The organism is Roseovarius halotolerans (genome assembly GCF_900172255.1).
In the GTDB taxonomy this organism is placed as follows: domain Bacteria; phylum Pseudomonadota; class Alphaproteobacteria; order Rhodobacterales; family Rhodobacteraceae; genus Roseovarius; species Roseovarius halotolerans.
Genome location: NZ_FWFU01000002.1, coordinates 765,412 through 780,983, shown reverse-complemented (window position 1 = coordinate 780,983; position 15,572 = coordinate 765,412). Strand labels below are relative to the sequence as shown.

Sequence of the window (15,572 nt, the reverse complement as noted above, 5' to 3'; positions counted from 1 at the left end):
ATGGGCCAGACCGTATTCGAGCCGTGGAACGACCCGAACGAAAAACCGCTGATCCAGTTCAAGGGCGTCACCAAGCGCTTTGGCGAATTCACCGCCATCGACAACCAGACCTTCGACATTTTCGCGCGTGAGTTCTTTGCGCTGCTCGGCCCGTCGGGCTGCGGCAAGACCACGATGATGCGGATGCTGGCCGGGTTCGAGACCCCGACCGAGGGCACGATCCTTCTGGCCGGACAGGATATCGCGCCGATCCCGCCCAACAAACGGGCGGTGAACATGATGTTCCAGTCCTATGCGCTGTTCCCGCACCTTTCGGTCTGGGACAATATCGCCTTCGGGCTCAAGCGCGACGGCCTGGCAAAAGACGCCATCGGCGACCGCGTCGCCGAAATGCTGAAACTCACCCGGCTCGAGAAATTCGCGCGCCGCAAACCGCACCAGATTTCGGGCGGCCAGCGGCAGCGCGTGGCGCTGGCGCGCAGCCTTGCCAAGGCGCCCAAACTGCTGCTTCTGGATGAACCTTTGGGCGCGCTTGACGCCAAGCTGCGCCAGGATACCCAGTTCGAGCTGATGGACATCCAGGAAAAGACCGGCACCACCTTCGTGATCGTGACCCACGATCAGGAAGAGGCGATGACCGTCGCCAGCCGTGTCGCGGTGATGGATCACGGCCGGATTGTGCAGGCCGACACCCCGGCGCGCATCTACGAGAACCCCAATTCGGTCTATGTCGCTGATTTCATCGGTGATGTGACGATCATCGAAGGCACCGCGAAACGCTCGGGTGACGGCTATGAGATCAGCTTCGCCGAAGGCCAGCCCGCGCTTTATGCGGTGTCGGATGTGCAGCTGACGCAAGGCCAGCGCTGTTACCTGGCGATCCGGCCCGAAAAAGTCTCTATTACGGCGGAAAAGCCCGAGAACCTGCGCAACGCGCTCAAGGGCAAGATCCTGGATATCGCCTATCTGGGGAACCTTTCGACCTATCATGTCGAGCTGCCCACAGGACAGATCGTCAAGGCCCAGACCGCCAATACCCGCCGCCTGTCGCGCCGCGCCCTCACCTGGGAGGACGAGGTGTGGCTAGGCTGGACCGACACCGCAGCCGTCCTGCTGGAGCAATAGACGATGCGGCGCGCGGCACTCATCCTCACCCCGTATCTGTGGCTGCTGGCGCTGTTCCTGGTGCCGTTCATCATCGTTCTGAAGATCAGCCTCAGCGATACCGCGCTGGCGATCCCACCCTATACGCCAACGCTTGATTTCGGCGCGGGCTGGCAGGGGATCAAGGATTTTGTCGGCGCGCTGGATTTCGAGAATTTCACCTTCCTGACCACTGACGATCTTTACTGGAAAGCCTATCTTTCGTCGGTCAGGATCGCCTTGATCGCCACGACGCTCACGCTGCTGGTCGGCTATCCCATCGCCTATGGCATGGCCCGCGCACCTGAACACTGGCGCGCGACGCTGATGCTGCTGGTGATCCTGCCGTTCTGGACCAGCTTCCTCATTCGGGTCTATTCCTGGATGGGGATCCTTTCGGGCGAGGGGTATCTCAACCAGTTCCTGCTCTGGATAGGGTTGATTTCCGAGCCGCTGACAATCCTCAACACGCCCGTCGCGGTCTATATCGGTATCGTATATACCTATCTGCCCTTCATGATCCTGCCGGTCTATGCCGCGCTCGAGCGGATGGACGGGTCGCTTCTGGAGGCGGCCGAGGATCTGGGCTGTTCGCGGCTCACCGCCTTCTGGCTGATCACCATTCCGCTCAGCAAGAACGGCATCATCGCGGGCTGTTTCCTCGTCTTCATCCCGACAATCGGCGAATTCGTCATCCCCTCGCTTCTTGGCGGGTCGCAGACGCTGATGATCGGCAAGGTCCTGTGGGAGGAGTTCTTCAACAACCGTGACTGGCCGGTAGCCTCGGCGGTGGCAGTGATCCTGCTGTTGATCCTCATCATCCCGATCATCCTGTTCCAACGCAACGAACAGAAGCAACGCGAGGCAGACGGATGAGGCGCCTTACCTGGTTCAATGTCACTTCGCTGACGCTCGGCTTCGCCTTCCTTTACCTGCCGATGGTGCTTCTGATCGTCTACAGCTTCAACGAATCCAAGCTGGTCACGGTCTGGGCCGGGTTCTCGACCAAATGGTATGGCACCCTGCTGAGCAACGATGCCTTCCTGGACGCCGCATGGGTCACGGTGCAGGTGGCCTTCGTCAGTTCCTCTATTGCGACGGTGCTGGGGACAATGGCGGCCTATGTCATGGTGCGCGGCGGGCGATTCTTGGGGCGCACGCTGTTTTCCGGCATGATCTATGCGCCGCTGGTGATGCCCGAGGTGATCACCGGTCTGTCGCTGTTGCTGCTCTTCATCGGGATCGGGCTGGATCGCGGGATATTCACCATCATCCTGGCGCATACGACATTCTCGATGTGCTATGTCTCGGTGGTCGTGTCGTCCCGGCTGGTCAGCTTTGACCGCTCGCTGGAAGAGGCGGCGCTGGACCTTGGCTGCTCGCCGATGCAGGCGTTCCGGCTGGTCACGCTGCCGATCATCGCCCCGGCGGTCATCTCTGGCTGGCTTCTGGCGTTCACACTGTCGCTTGACGACCTGGTGATCGCGTCCTTCACCGCCGGACCCTCGGCCACCACATTGCCGATCAAGATCTGGTCATCGATCCGGCTGGGCGTCAGCCCCGAGATCAACGCGCTTTCGACCATCCTGATCGCGGTCGTCTCGGTCGGGGTCATCACCGCATCGATCATCACCAAGCGCTCGGCCTTGCGCCAGCAGGCTGAGGAACGCGCCGCCGAACGCCTATGAAACGGATATTTCCCGAACATACCTATGGTGCCGCCCCGCGCGAAAGCTGCTATTGGGCCGATACAGTGACGAATCCGGCCCTTCCGGCCGCCCAAGGGCCGCTTGCCTGCGATGTCGCCGTGATTGGCGGGGGCTTTACCGGCCTGTCCGCAGCACTGCATCTGGCCGAAGCGGGCGCAGACGTGGCTCTGCTCGAGGCCGAAACCCCGGGCTGGGGCGCATCGGGGCGCAATGGCGGCTTTTGCTGTCTCGGCGGTTTCGGCGCGCCCGACAACGTGATCGCCAAGATGCATGGCGACGCAGCACGCCAGGAAGCGCGACGCAGCGAAATGGCTGCCGTCGCCACTGTCGAATCGCTCATCGAGCGACACGCGCTGGAGGTGGAGCGGCATTCGCGCGGCGAGTCGATCATGGGCTTCACCGCGAAGTCCCTGATCGGTTTCGAGGCCGAATCCCGCCGCGTCGAAGCCGACCTGGGCGTCACCCCCGAGATCACGCCACCTGAACAACTCGCCGAAATGGGCATGACCGGCCCGTTCCACTGCGCCATGACCATTCCGGTCGGTTTCGCGCTGAACCCGGCGAAATATGCATTGGGGCTGGCCCGCGCCGCGCAGGATGCCGGGGCGCGCATCTTTGCCGACAGCGCGGTCAGGCGGATCGACCAGGGCAACGGCTTTACCTTGCATACCGACGCTGCACAGATCACCGCAAAGCGCCTGATCGTGGCGACCAACGGCTATTCGTCAGACGATCTTCCCGACTGGATGCGCGCGCGCTACCTGCCCGCGCAATCCAACGTGCTCGTCACCCGCACCCTTTCAGACGAGGAGATCGCCGAACAGGGCTGGACGACCAACCAAATGGCCTATGACGAACGGTTCTTTCTTCACTATTTCCGCCTGATGCCCAATCGCCGCTTCCTGTTCGGTATGCGCGGCGGGCTGTTCAGCTCGGCGGCGGCCGATGCCGGAATGCACCGCACGATCCGCAGCCATTTCGAGCGCATGTTCCCCGCCTGGGCGCATGTCGACACGCCCTATAGCTGGAATGGGCTCTTGAGCCTGTCGCGCGACATGACCCCGTATGCCGGGCCGATCCCCGAGATGCCCGGCGCCTTTACCGCGCTCAGCTATCAGGGCAACGGGGTGGCGATGGCCAGCCATGCGGGCGCGATCCTGGCCGATCTGGCACAGGACAGGCAGCCGCAGGCCGACTGGCCCGGGATCATGCGCAAACCGCCCCGGCGCTTTCCGCTGGGCCGGTTCCGGCGCGCATGGCTCTGGCCGCCCTATGCGGTGGCAAAGATCATGGGCGACTGAAAACAGGCTCTAAACCTGCGGCGTCCGCGCCGATCTGGCACGCCCGCGTTTCAGCCCCAGATGCCGTTCGCGCAGGATGATGATCAGTCCCGCCACGATCACGAGCGCCGCGCCAATCAGCATCTGCATGGTCGGCACCTCGCTGAAAACGAAATACCCGATCAGCAGCGCAAACAGCATCGAGGCATAATCGAACGGCGCCACCACACTGGCATCCGCGAAGCGATATGCCGATGTCATGAAGATCTGCGCCGATCCGCCCAGAAGCCCGGCAAGGATCAACAAGAGTATCTCGGTGCCGCCCGGAATGACCCAACCGAAGGGGATCGTCAGCAGCGACAGAAGGGTCGAGGTCAGCGAGAAATAGAACACGATCGCGCTGGTCTGTTCGGTCGCCACCATCTTGCGGATATAGATATGCGCGAGCGCAGCGCATGTCGCACCGAGCAGCACCATCACCGCGCCGACCGCCTGCACGGTCTCGACGGTTTCGCCGGCCAGCGCACTCAGCCTTGGCGAGAGCACCACCAGCACCCCGACCAGCCCCAGGGCCACCGCGCCGAAGCGGAACACGCCGACGCGCTCGTCAAGGAACATGGCGGCGAACACCACCGTCAGGAGCGGCGCGGCATAGCCGAGCGCCGTCACCTCGGGCAGCGGCAAAAGGCCAAGCCCCCCGAACATAAGCCCCATCGCTGCCGTGCCGACGAAACCGCGCCAGAAATGGCCCATCGGCGATGCGACCCTGAGCCCGGTTTGCAGATCGCCCCGCAGGGCGAGCCAGCCCAGGATCACCGGGATGGCGAAAAAGGAGCGGAAGAACACCGCCTGTCCGGGCGGAACATGGTCGGATGTCGCCTTGATCAGCGCCGACATGATGACGAACAGAATGACGGAAATCAGTTTCAGGGCGATGCCCTTGAATGGGCTCATGGGCGCGACTCCTTGCCGCTTATCCATGCGACGCGACGCGCCCAAGGTCAATCGCCACCCGCACGGACCCGCGCATGGCGCGCCGTAGCGGAGCGCATATCAGGCTCTGTTACAGCCTGATATGCCTGTTTTCATCAGCCGGTTTTCTTTGGCGCACTGTGTTTCAGCACCCAGTCCGGGCGCGGGAAATGGCAGGTATAGCCATTGGGAAACCGCCTCAGGTAATCCTGATGTTCGGGTTCGGCCTCCCAGAAATCGCCGACCGGCTCGATCTCGGTCACGACCTTGCCGGGCCAGTTTCCCGAGGCTTCCACATCCGCGATGGTGCGCTCCGCCTCGTGTTTCTGATCTTCGTCGACGTAATAGATCGCCGAGCGATAGCTCATCCCGAGATCATTGCCCTGCTGGTTGGGCGTGGTCGGATCGTGGATCTGAAAGAAGAATTCCAGAAGATCGCGAAAGGTGATTCGCGCCGGATCGAAGATGATCTCGATCCCTTCGGCATGGGTGCCGTGGTTGCGATAGGTGGCGTTCGGCACATCGCCGCCGGTATATCCGACGCGCGTGCTGATCACCCCGTCGAGCTTGCGGATCAAATCCTGCATGCCCCAGAAACAGCCTCCGGCCAGAACTGCGCGTTCCGTCATGTCACGTCCTCCACTTGGTCCAGGTAATCGCCATAGCCTTCGGCCTCCATGTCGTCGCGATGGATGAACCTCAGGCTTGCCGAGTTGATGCAATAGCGCAAGCCGCCTCGATCCATCGGACCGTCGGGAAACACATGCCCCAGATGGCTGTCGCCGTGGGTGCTGCGCACTTCGACGCGCTCCATGCCATGGCTGCTGTCGCGCAGTTCATTGATATGGGCGGGCTCGATGGGCTTGGTGAAACTGGGCCAGCCGCAGCCTGACTCGTATTTGTCGCCGGATGCGAAAAGCGGCTCGCCCGATACCACGTCCACATAGATGCCCGGCTCCTTGTTCTGGAGGTATTTGCCGGTGCCGGGACGTTCGGTGCCGTTTTCCTGCGTCACCCAATAGCTTTCCGGCTCCAGCGCGGCGATCGCGTCAGGGTTTCTTTCATATTTGGCCATTGATGCGCTCCATTCTCCTGTGCCTGACAAGATGGGGCAAATCGCTGCGGATAAAAGGGTTGTGCGGTTTTGAGGGGCTCAAAGCGCGATTCGCGGACGGCCGGAGGCTTCGACAGTGATTTCGGCCTCGAGAAACACCTCTCGCCCCTCGGCCTCGGCGCTGCGCAACTGGCGGCTGGTCTCGATATGGATATCCTCGGCACCCGCTGCGATCGCGTGGCTGCGTGCCTCGGCCTCAAGCGCGGACTGAAGCGCCGCCATCGCGGCCTCCGGGGTTGGGTAATCCTCGGGTCCGGTTTCAAGGTGAACCCGGTATTTGCCCTGATCGGGCGACGTGACCGTGCCGCTGCGCCGGATCGTGACGCGCCCGACCACGGCACCGATGGCATTGGCGACACCGGCATGCTCCGGCAGGATCATCCTGCATCCCAGCCGCTCGCCCACGGCGGGATAATAGCTGGCGGCGGAGGCGCCCAGCCCGACAACCGGCACGTTCAACCCGGTCTCGAGCCGCACCAGCCCGCGATGCCCGGAAAGCCCCTTCTGCATCAGCACATGGCGCGCCAGCTCTTCGGGGGGCAGTCCGAAATCGTCATGCTCTTCGGCAAAAGCAGTCTCTAACAAGGCGAAACTGGTCTGATATGTCAGACGATCAACAATCATCTGCGCAAGGATCAGCGGGTTGGGCGACAGCATGTTCCCATCCCCCAGGCGCTTGCGCCCGATCAATGCCAGCGCCTTTTGCGCGGCCTCTGCGTCCCAGCTGTCAAGCTGGCCCAGAACATGGCTCGCATCCGAAGGCGTTACCCCTGAAAGCTGCACAAACCCGCGCGCCAGCAGCCGCCGCAGCGACTGACCGTCAAGCCGCGTGCGCAGCACAGCGCCAAGCGGCCTCACATCCGCGCCGATCCTGTCCAGCAACTCGGCTTCGCGGCCGGAAAGGGCGTCGGTCTCGCCGCCGCGCACCGCGCGAACGAAACGGGCGTCATGCTCGCCCGGCACCGTGCGGCGCAACTGGTCGTCGAGCGCATCATGCACCACCTTGGGCGCCTGCCATGCCATGAGGCTGACCGGAATGAGCCGCTGCGGCCCCAGCACAAGACCGCCTTTCAGCCCTTCGTCAAGGATATGCACCTCGCTGTCGCCGCCCAGGCCGGTGGTGCGCATCGCAACCGCCTCGACCATCGTGCGCCAAGGGCCGACCCGTGCGCCGGCCGGGTCGATCAGCGGCTTGCCATCGCGCAGCACAGCCACATCGGTGGTAGTGCCGCCGATATCAGACACCAGAGCATGATCCGCACCCGTCAGCCAGCGCGCGCCGACGATACTGGCGGCGGGGCCGCTCAGGATGGTCTCGATGGGCTTTTCGCGCGCCTGCCGGGCCGAGATCAGCGCGCCGTCACCGCGCACCACCATCATCGACGCGGTGATGCCGTGCGCACGCAACGTGCCTTCGGCCCGCTCGATCAGCCGTGCGATCATCCCGATCAGGCGCGCATTGAGCAGCGCGGTCAGCGCCCGTTTCGGCCCGTTGAGCCGCGCCGACAGGTGATGCGAACAGGAAACCGGCCGCCCGGTGACTTGCCGGATAATCTCGGCGGCGCGCAGCTCATGCGCCGGGTTGCGGGTGGCGAACTGCGACGCCACGGCAAAGGCGGACGCGCCTGAAACAGTCTCTAACCATGCGCAAAGCGCGGATTCATCCAAGGGGGCGGCTTCGACCCCGGCATGGCTGTGGCCCCCCGCCAGAACCAAGGCCGGATCGCCCGAAAGCGCCTCGTTCAGACCGTGCGCCGCCAGATCGCCCTCGCCAAACCCGATATAGACAAGACCGGCGCGCGCGCCCTGACCTTCGACCAGAGCATTTGTTGCGAGCGTGGTCGAAAGCGACGCCAGCCCGATCTGCTCAGGTGCGGCCCCGCTTTGCGCCAGCACTTCGGCAATCGCCGCACCGATCCCCTCGGCCAGGTCGTGGCGGGTGGTCAGCGCCTTGGCCTGCGCGATGATCTCGCTTTCATCATGCCGGATCAGAACCGCATCCGTATAGGTTCCGCCCGTATCCACACCCAGCAACAACGCCATCCGCCTGCCCCTTGCCTGTCTCAATGGCGGTTTAGCGGGTTTTCCCGCTCAATCCATCCCGTTTGCGTCATGCGCCAGTCGCATCGCAGCCCACCGGGCCGCATCGGCGACGGTTTCGTCGGGATCGTCGCGCAAACCCTGCGCCACATCGCGCAGCGCCGGATCGCCCGAATTGCCGATGGCATAAAGGACATTGCGCACAAAGCGATCGCGCCCGATCCGCTTGATCGGCGAGCCCGAGAACATCGCGCGAAACCCGGCATCGTCAAGCGCCGCCAGATCGGCCAGCTTCGGCGCCTCGAGATCATCGCGCGCGTGATAGCGCACCTCGCTTGCCTCTTGCGCGAACTTGTTCCAGGGACAGACGGCAAGGCAATCGTCGCATCCATAGATCCTGTTGCCCATCAACGGGCGCAATTCGGGATCGACCGGGCCTTTGTGTTCGATGGTCAGATACGAAATGCAGCGCCGCGCATCGAGCTGATAGGGCGCCGGAAATGCATCGGTCGGGCAGACGTCAAGACAGGCCCGGCACGACCCGCAATGATCGGTCTCGGCCATGTCGGCTTCGAGGTCGAGCGTGGTAAAGACCGATCCGATAAAGAACCAGCTTCCCAGATCGCGGCTGACCAGGTTCGTATGCTTGCCCTGCCAGCCAAGGCCCGCGGCCTGCCCCAGCGGCTTTTCCGGCACCGGCGCGGTATCCACGAAAACCTTCACCTCGCCCCCGGCCTCGGCGATCAGCCAACGTGCCAGCCGCTTGAGCCGCTTCTTGACGATATCGTGGTAATCCTTGTTTCGGGCATAAACAGAGACTGTTCCGACATCCACTTGCGCCAGTGTCGCGCGCGGATCGCTGTCCGGCGTATAGCTTTCGCCCAGCACGATCACCGAGCGCGCCTCGGGCCACAAGACCGACGGATCGCCGCGCCAATGGCTGCGCTCGGCCAGCCAGCCCATCTGCCCGTGATACCCCTTGTCCAGAAACGCCTGAAGGCGGGGCGGCACATGGCGCACGTCCCAAGGCCGGCAGATCCGCGCCATGTCGAACCCTTCGGCGCGGGCCTGAGCGATCAGTTTGTCCTTCAGCATATCCATGACCGTAACGCGCGGGGCGCGGGGCCAATACCCCCGGCTTCAGAAATCGAGGTCGGCATAATGCGCAGGCGGCGGGAAGCCCGGCACCTGATCGGCCAGGATGCCGCGAAACGCCGGGCGCGACTTGATCTTCGCATACCAGTCCTTGACCGTTTCGCTGCGTGTCCAGTCGACATCGCTGATGTAATCAAGCGCGCTGAAATGCGCGGCGGCGGCGAAATCGGCCAGCGTCATCGCATCGCCCGCCAGCCAGCGGCGCCGGTCCAGCAGCCAGGTCATGTAATCGAGGTGATACTTGATCGCCTTGGCGCCCGCCTTGACATTGGTGCTGTCGGGAAAGCCGAGACCCATGACCTTCTTGTTGACCCGCTCGTAAAGCAATTTCGACGTGACTTCGGAATGGAACTTGTCATCGAACCAGGAAACCAGCCGCCGCACCTCGTAACGTGCTTCGGGGGATTTGGGCATCAGCACCGGGTCGGGGTATTTCTCTTCGATATATTCACAGATCGCGCTGCTTTCGGCCATCGTCAGAGCATCCAGCTTGAGCACCGGCACCTTGCCCGCCGGATTGCGCCGAAGGAAATCGGGGTCTTTTTCCCAGTAGCGTTCCTCGATCAACTCGCATTCGATCTTCTTCTCCGCCAGGCTCAGCCGGACCTTGCGGCAGAACGGCGAAAGAGGAACGTGATAGAGTTTGGCCATGTCTCGATCATACCTGTTCGGGTTCGCAATACCCCTCCATGCCGTGAATGAGTGGGGTTTTCAATCCTCGAAACAATCCGCGCGCCCGTCTCGGTCGATCGTTGCCGCCCCGTCCATGATCCCCGCCGCCCTCTTGCGCAGCCAGGCATCCGGGCGCGAGGCGGACCGTCCCTTGGGATCGGGCAGAACCGCCGCCAGCCGCGCGGCCTGCACCGCGCTCAGCTCGGATGGGGCAACGCCGAAATAGTGCCGCGCGGCCGCAGCCACGCCAAACACGCCCTCGTCGAATTCAGCCACGTTCAGATACACCTCGATGACGCGTCGCTTGGGCCACATGATCTCGACCAGGGGCGTGATCGCGGCCTCCAGCGCCTTTCGCAGCCAGCTGCGCCCATGCCAGAGATAGACGTTCTTCACCACCTGCTGGCTGAGGGTCGATGCGCCACGGTTGCTGCCCGCCTCGATCGCGGTGCGGATCGCCTGCATGTCGAAACCCCAGTGAAGGCAGAAATTCGCATCCTCTGCCGCCACGACCGAGCGCGCCATTTCCGGCGCTACCGCGTCGATCGGCACCCAGAGATGGTCGATCCCGCCCAGCCGACGTGCCTCTTGTCCCATGTAGAAACTGCGTGGCGGGTCGATTTCGCGATGCGCCGCAACCGTGCCGATCACGATCAGCCCGGCAATCAGGGCCAGCCTGGTCCCCGAACGCCAAAGCCGCCGCACGGGTCGAAAACCCGATACGCCTCCGCGCGATGCTCTTGTCGATCTGCTCTTTGCCATCCTTCCAGCTATAGACAGGACCGCTACCCCCGGTAAAGTGAAACGCCGCACGCCTTGCGGGGAAACCACGTGCTCAGGGTCCTTCGGCAAGGATGCGGATCGCGGGCTGAAGGTGATAAAGCGACGAGGCCGGCATGACGGAGGAGATCACCTTGCCGCGCGCATCGCACCTGTCGAACCAGCCACCCGGCACGGCCTTGTCCAAGTAATCCCGCGCGATCCGCGACATGATCTGCTCGGGCGTATCACGCAGGTCGAGGGTATGACCGCGCTGGCGCATCACCGCTGCGGCGCGCAGATATTCCAGCTGCGGCCACAACCTTCGGGTGGCAACCCGCGGATCCGCGCGATCAGGCAGGAACCCCGATTCTGTCCTGTGTCTTTGGACGGCGGCAAACAGGCGTTCGGGCACGGATCCGGGCGAGCGCCCCGTGACCTGCTGATATCGGTGCAGAAGGTAGATCCATTCGGCCATATGACCCGGCTCGACCGATTGCCGCGCCCCTGTCAGGGGTTGGAGTCCCGCATCGTAGTGCTCCAGTATCCGCCCGTCCTTCTGCAGGAACAGGGTCGAAAACAGGTCGTGACATTCCTCCGCGATCCCGAGGAACCGCGGCGCGCCGGTGATATGGTAAAGCTCGGTCGCGGCCTCGAAGAGATGCATATGGGGGTTCTGCCGACGCGGCAGCGCCTGGTCCATCGTCTCGAACCAGCCGCAGCCCGCCTTCAATACACCAAGCGCCGCCTCGAGCCGGGGCAGGTCGTCCGCGCGCAGGCGTCCCTGCGCTAGCAGCGTCGAAGCCGCCAGAAGCATGAACGCCAGATCATAGAGATCATGCGGCGCATGGCGGATGTTCAGGTGGCTGTCGAAAACCGCGGCGAGCCTGCCGCTCTGCGCGCAGAATCCGTGGTCCATTGCATAGCGGAACTGGCGTTCGCCCAGCTCGACCAGGGTGGGCCGACCACTCCCCACGAAACAATAGGCCTGACGCGCCAGCACCCTCAGCCTGCGGTCGCTGTCGAAGAGCGGTTTGCCGGCGTGATCCAGCGCCTCCCAGACGATGCCGGTTGCCGGGTCGACCCCGCGGCCCGACCAGAGCGGATAGGCCGCCTCCTCAAGCCATTGGATGTAATTCGCGGCCACCCCCGAGATCAGCATTGCCTGCCTCTCATCTTGTCAAGATAGCCCGCCCAGCCGCGCAGATGGCGCAACGCACGCAGCATCCGGATGTCGTAGAACCCGCTGCGCAGCGCCCAGTCCGTCGGTGCCTTTCGAGGCGTTGCCGCACAGACCGCCCCATCGCGCTGCGGCGCCAGTGGCAACAGATCGTCAAGCATCGTCTGGTTGCTTGCGCGCCACAGGCTGACATCGCCACGCTGCATCAACGCCTCGAGAATCGCGCGGTCGAGATCGGGGGCATGCAGGCGTTCATCCGTTCCCCGGTGGCCAAGATCCTGCCCCATCAGCGCGCGGCATTGCGGACCCGGTCGATAGATATAGCGCTGCCCCCCGCCATACATATCGAACCCGGCCAGAACGATCCGGTTAACCCCCATCCCATGCGCCATCAGCACCGCATATGTGCCTGTCATCGGCTTGCGGTCATAGCGCGCCATAAGGCTGCGCACCGCCCGCTCGATATGTGCATCGCGATAGTTCATGGGCCGGAACAGAGACTTGAATCGCCGTCGCCCAGCACGGATCACCGCCGGGTTATGGCTGGTCCAGGCAGCAAGTTCGTAATCCTTCCTGCATCGCCAAAGCGTCTCGAACATGAAAGGCGCAACGCGCGGATCGCCCGCCATCACCGCCATGTCCACCCTGCGCCCAAGGAAATACTGCGGCTCGAAAAAGAAGTTGTTGGTGCGAAACACCATGTCCCCGGACAGCACGCGCCCGGACGCGATCCTTGCCAGCGAGGGGCCATTCCCGCCAACGACCGCGATGCGCCCTTTCATTGCGCGGCCTTCGCTGCCAGAAGCGCATCCGCCATCGCGCGCAGCGCACCCGCACCGCCCGGCTGCGGCAGGATCCAGTCGGCGATCGCCAGGATGTCGGGGTGGCTGTCACTGGGACAGGCCGACAGCCCCGCCGCCATCATCGCGGCCTTGTCGTTCACGTCATTGCCGACATAAAGCAGCGCGCTGCGTTCAAGCCCCTGATCGGCCAGCCACGTTTCAAGAGCCCCCGGCTTGTCATCCACACCTTGGAGCACCGGCAGCTTCAGCTTGTCGGCACGGCGCGACACCACGGGGTTGCGTTCCTTGGAGAGGATCATCATCCGCCACGATCCCGCCTCTCGCAGCATCGACAGGCCCAACCCGTCCCCGCGCGACACGCGCACGCTTTCGATGCCGTGCTCGTCGATGCTGGCATGATTGTCGGTATGCACACCGTCGAAATCCATCACGATTGCGCGCACCTGCCTCAGTCGGCTGGCCTCGATTCCCGTTCCGCGCCGTTGCCGTGCAATCGCGTTGCACAGCGCCAGATCGGCCTCGCTGTCGATCTCGACCGGGGGATGATCCAGCGGGCAAAGCGCGACCTTGCCACAGAAGCGATGGCCGGTTTTCGCGAAGGCCTCGGCATCGACGCAATAGATCGCGCCGCTTTCGCGGAATGACGGCGCAAGATCCTGACGGCGCTGGCGGGGCGCGTCATGGGCGTGATTGGTGCCGATGCCGAATCCCTGTGCATCGCGCTGCCACAGAAACGAATGATCCTCGATCACCGAAAGCGCGCATGCCGCGCCCTGGTCTTGCATTGCGACGAGGCACGCCTCGATATCGGCACCGGTGGTGAAGGGCGAGGTGCATTGCAGGAAGACCAGACGCTTCAGCCCCGGCATGTCCCGACGCAGGATGGGCAGCGCATGCAACCAGCCGGATTCGGAGCTGGCACGATCCCCGGCAAGTTCGCGTGGCCGATCAATGACATGCGCCCCGTGTCGTCGCGCCTCTGCCGCGATATCGGAATCGTCCGTGGACACATGGACACTGCCCACAGATGGCGCATCCACCGCCGCCCGCACCGCGCGCGCGACAAGCGAGAGCCCGTCGATACGTCTCAGGTTCTTGCCGACCACCCCTTTCGAGCCGCCACGCGCCAGCACGATGCATGCGGTTGGCAGTTGCGCAGCAGTGGGAAACGCCGTGTTCATGATACCTTACCCAAGCGGCCCACGGCCGCAAACCATTGAACGAACCTGATCACATCATGCTCCGCATTAGGCAGACTCAATACAATTTACAAGAGAGTGCGATAGATTTATAAATCCTTTACGTTGCGTGACCTGAGTTGATTAATGATCAAGAATCTTAAGAATTCGTTTCTGGGCCGAAGGATCCATCGCCTTTCGCGAGACCCGCTGTTCGGCGCGCCGCTGCGCGCCCTCGCCAGGCTCTTGCGTCATGACGGGGCGAACCCGGCCTATTGGTCTCGCGCCAACCGGCACCACAACCGCGCCCAAAGGGCAGCGCTTGCCCGCTTCGAGGCGGATACCGGCAACCAATCATGACCAGACGCGCCCCTCGTATCCTGCTCCTGTTTTCGGACGATTCGACCCTGATCTTCGCCACGAGGATGCGCAGTTTGCTGCGCGACGCCGACGCCCCGGCCGAGATCGTCATGGGCGCTTACCTCCCCGAGACGGCGCTGTCGGATCGCCAGCTTCGCCAGTTCATTCCCGATGGCCGCTACGAGATTCTCGACAAACCCGCCCTGGCCGAGGCGCTGATGGGTGGGCGCTACGCCGCCATCGTGACCAGCCGTGTCTACGGCCATCTGGACTTTCTGCTCTCCAAGGCGCTCAACCGCCAGAAGGCGGGCCGCGCCCGTGTCATCGCCTTTCTCGGCGGGCTCGATTTCTTTCCCCATCGCGGGATGCGCAACCGGCGCAACTGCGATGCGGTCTACCTGTTTCCGCGCAGCACCTGCGACAGGTTCCGCAACACCGAGGTCCGCCCGGCAACCCCCGAGCTCGCGGCATGGCCGCATGTCGGCTTCGGTCACCCGGCCTTCCTCTATCCGCACAAGACCCCGGCGGCCTCCCTGCCAGAAACGGGCGACATCTATTTCTTCACACAGGCGCTCAGCCCATCGACCGCGCGCGCGCGTCTGCACATGCTCAGGGTGATGGCGGCCATCGCGCGGCGCAATCCGGACCGCACGGTCTGGATCAAGCTGCGTCACCTGCCTGACGAGAACACGCGCCACCTGCACCGCGAAAGGCATGACTATCCCTCGCTTGCAGAACAAGTTCCCGACCTGCCCGCAAACCTCAAACTGACGGCCTGCACGATGGACCAAGCGATGCGCAACGCTGCGCTGGGGATCACCTGCACCTCGACCGCGGCGATCGACCTGCTCCGTGAAGGGGTGCCCACGATCATCCACCTCGATTACCTGGACCGCGCGCTCGACCCCCTGGTGGCGCCGATGCAGCGCCTGTTCGAGCACAGCAACCTGATCCGGCCGCTGGAAGATCTGCTGCACCTGCGCTTTGCGCCCCCGGATCCCGGCTGGCTCTCGCGGATGTTCTGCCCTCCCGATCTGGGCGCCGATGTCCTGCGTGTCCTAGACACGCTCAATGCACCGGCCAGGCGGCAAACGGCCCCGCGCCGCAAGAAAACTCCGGCGGCAATGCAACTTTAACACGTTTCTATATTGGATTGCTCGCGCTTAGATGATACGACGCGCCTGTTACTGATTGCTGCGGGTAAGAC

15 protein-coding genes are annotated in these 15,572 nt (G+C 63.5%); 5 read left to right on the top strand and 10 right to left on the bottom strand.

Annotated features, from left to right (window positions below; all coding sequences use genetic code 11):
* From ROH8110_RS10800 to ROH8110_RS10785, 4 genes are read left to right on the top strand one after another with little or no spacing between them, the layout of a single operon-like run.
* Positions 1-1,125, top strand: a complete 1,125-nt coding sequence (locus tag ROH8110_RS10800; RefSeq protein WP_085817740.1) for an ABC transporter ATP-binding protein — start codon at positions 1-3, stop codon at positions 1,123-1,125.
* A 3-nt stretch (positions 1,126-1,128) separates the two neighbouring features.
* Complete coding sequence (locus tag ROH8110_RS10795) at positions 1,129-2,019, top strand: ABC transporter permease subunit (protein ID WP_085817739.1); 891 nt, start codon at positions 1,129-1,131, stop codon at positions 2,017-2,019.
* Positions 2,016-2,831 (top strand): ABC transporter permease, encoded by an 816-nt coding sequence (locus ROH8110_RS10790; RefSeq protein WP_085817738.1) that lies wholly within the window; start codon positions 2,016-2,018, stop codon positions 2,829-2,831. The genes ROH8110_RS10795 and ROH8110_RS10790 overlap by 4 nt, the downstream gene beginning before the upstream one ends.
* Entirely contained in the window at positions 2,828-4,153 is a 1,326-nt protein-coding gene (locus ROH8110_RS10785) for an NAD(P)/FAD-dependent oxidoreductase (RefSeq protein ID WP_085817737.1), read from the top strand. Before ROH8110_RS10790 ends, ROH8110_RS10785 begins: the two co-directional genes overlap by 4 nt.
* A 9-nt stretch (positions 4,154-4,162) precedes the next feature.
* Here the strand turns inward: ROH8110_RS10785 and ROH8110_RS10780 are convergent, their stop codons facing one another.
* From ROH8110_RS10780 to ROH8110_RS10735, 10 genes are all read right to left on the bottom strand, one after another.
* Positions 4,163-5,086, bottom strand: a complete 924-nt coding sequence (locus tag ROH8110_RS10780; RefSeq protein WP_085817736.1) for a DMT family transporter — start codon at positions 5,084-5,086, stop codon at positions 4,163-4,165.
* A gap of 134 nt (positions 5,087-5,220) precedes the next feature.
* Positions 5,221-5,733 carry a peptide-methionine (S)-S-oxide reductase MsrA gene (msrA, locus tag ROH8110_RS10775; protein ID WP_085817735.1) on the bottom strand — a complete coding sequence of 171 codons (513 nt, stop codon included), beginning with the start codon at positions 5,731-5,733 and terminating at the stop codon, positions 5,221-5,223.
* Positions 5,730-6,179, bottom strand: coding sequence for a peptide-methionine (R)-S-oxide reductase MsrB (gene msrB / locus ROH8110_RS10770; RefSeq protein ID WP_085817734.1), 450 nt, complete (start codon positions 6,177-6,179; stop codon positions 5,730-5,732). Before msrB ends, msrA begins: the two co-directional genes overlap by 4 nt.
* Positions 6,180-6,257: 78 nt before the next feature.
* Positions 6,258-8,261 carry a glutamate mutase L gene (locus ROH8110_RS10765; RefSeq protein WP_085817733.1) on the bottom strand — a complete coding sequence of 668 codons (2,004 nt, stop codon included), beginning with the start codon at positions 8,259-8,261 and terminating at the stop codon, positions 6,258-6,260.
* Positions 8,262-8,309: 48 nt separating this feature from the next.
* Positions 8,310-9,359 (bottom strand): tRNA epoxyqueuosine(34) reductase QueG, encoded by a 1,050-nt coding sequence (gene queG / locus ROH8110_RS10760; RefSeq protein ID WP_085817732.1) that lies wholly within the window; start codon positions 9,357-9,359, stop codon positions 8,310-8,312.
* Between the two features lie 39 nt (positions 9,360-9,398).
* Positions 9,399-10,064 carry an FtsZ-binding protein FzlA gene (gene fzlA / locus ROH8110_RS10755; RefSeq protein ID WP_085817731.1) on the bottom strand — a complete coding sequence of 222 codons (666 nt, stop codon included), beginning with the start codon at positions 10,062-10,064 and terminating at the stop codon, positions 9,399-9,401.
* 60 nt (positions 10,065-10,124) lie between these two features.
* A complete protein-coding gene (mtgA, locus tag ROH8110_RS10750) occupies positions 10,125-10,847 on the bottom strand; it encodes a monofunctional biosynthetic peptidoglycan transglycosylase (protein WP_085817730.1) in 723 nt (240 codons plus the stop codon).
* A gap of 73 nt (positions 10,848-10,920) precedes the next feature.
* A complete protein-coding gene (locus ROH8110_RS10745; protein ID WP_085817729.1) occupies positions 10,921-12,006 on the bottom strand; it encodes an AGE family epimerase/isomerase in 1,086 nt (361 codons plus the stop codon).
* Positions 12,000-12,806 carry an alpha-2,3-sialyltransferase gene (locus tag ROH8110_RS10740; protein ID WP_085817728.1) on the bottom strand — a complete coding sequence of 269 codons (807 nt, stop codon included), beginning with the start codon at positions 12,804-12,806 and terminating at the stop codon, positions 12,000-12,002. The genes ROH8110_RS10745 and ROH8110_RS10740 overlap by 7 nt, the downstream gene beginning before the upstream one ends.
* Positions 12,803-14,008 carry an acylneuraminate cytidylyltransferase gene (locus ROH8110_RS10735; RefSeq protein WP_085817727.1) on the bottom strand — a complete coding sequence of 402 codons (1,206 nt, stop codon included), beginning with the start codon at positions 14,006-14,008 and terminating at the stop codon, positions 12,803-12,805. Before ROH8110_RS10735 ends, ROH8110_RS10740 begins: the two co-directional genes overlap by 4 nt.
* A gap of 353 nt (positions 14,009-14,361) precedes the next feature.
* Between ROH8110_RS10735 and ROH8110_RS10725 the strand changes: the two genes are divergently transcribed.
* Positions 14,362-15,501 (top strand): DUF6716 putative glycosyltransferase, encoded by a 1,140-nt coding sequence (locus ROH8110_RS10725; protein WP_085817725.1) that lies wholly within the window; start codon positions 14,362-14,364, stop codon positions 15,499-15,501.
* Positions 15,502-15,572 lie beyond the last annotated feature (71 nt).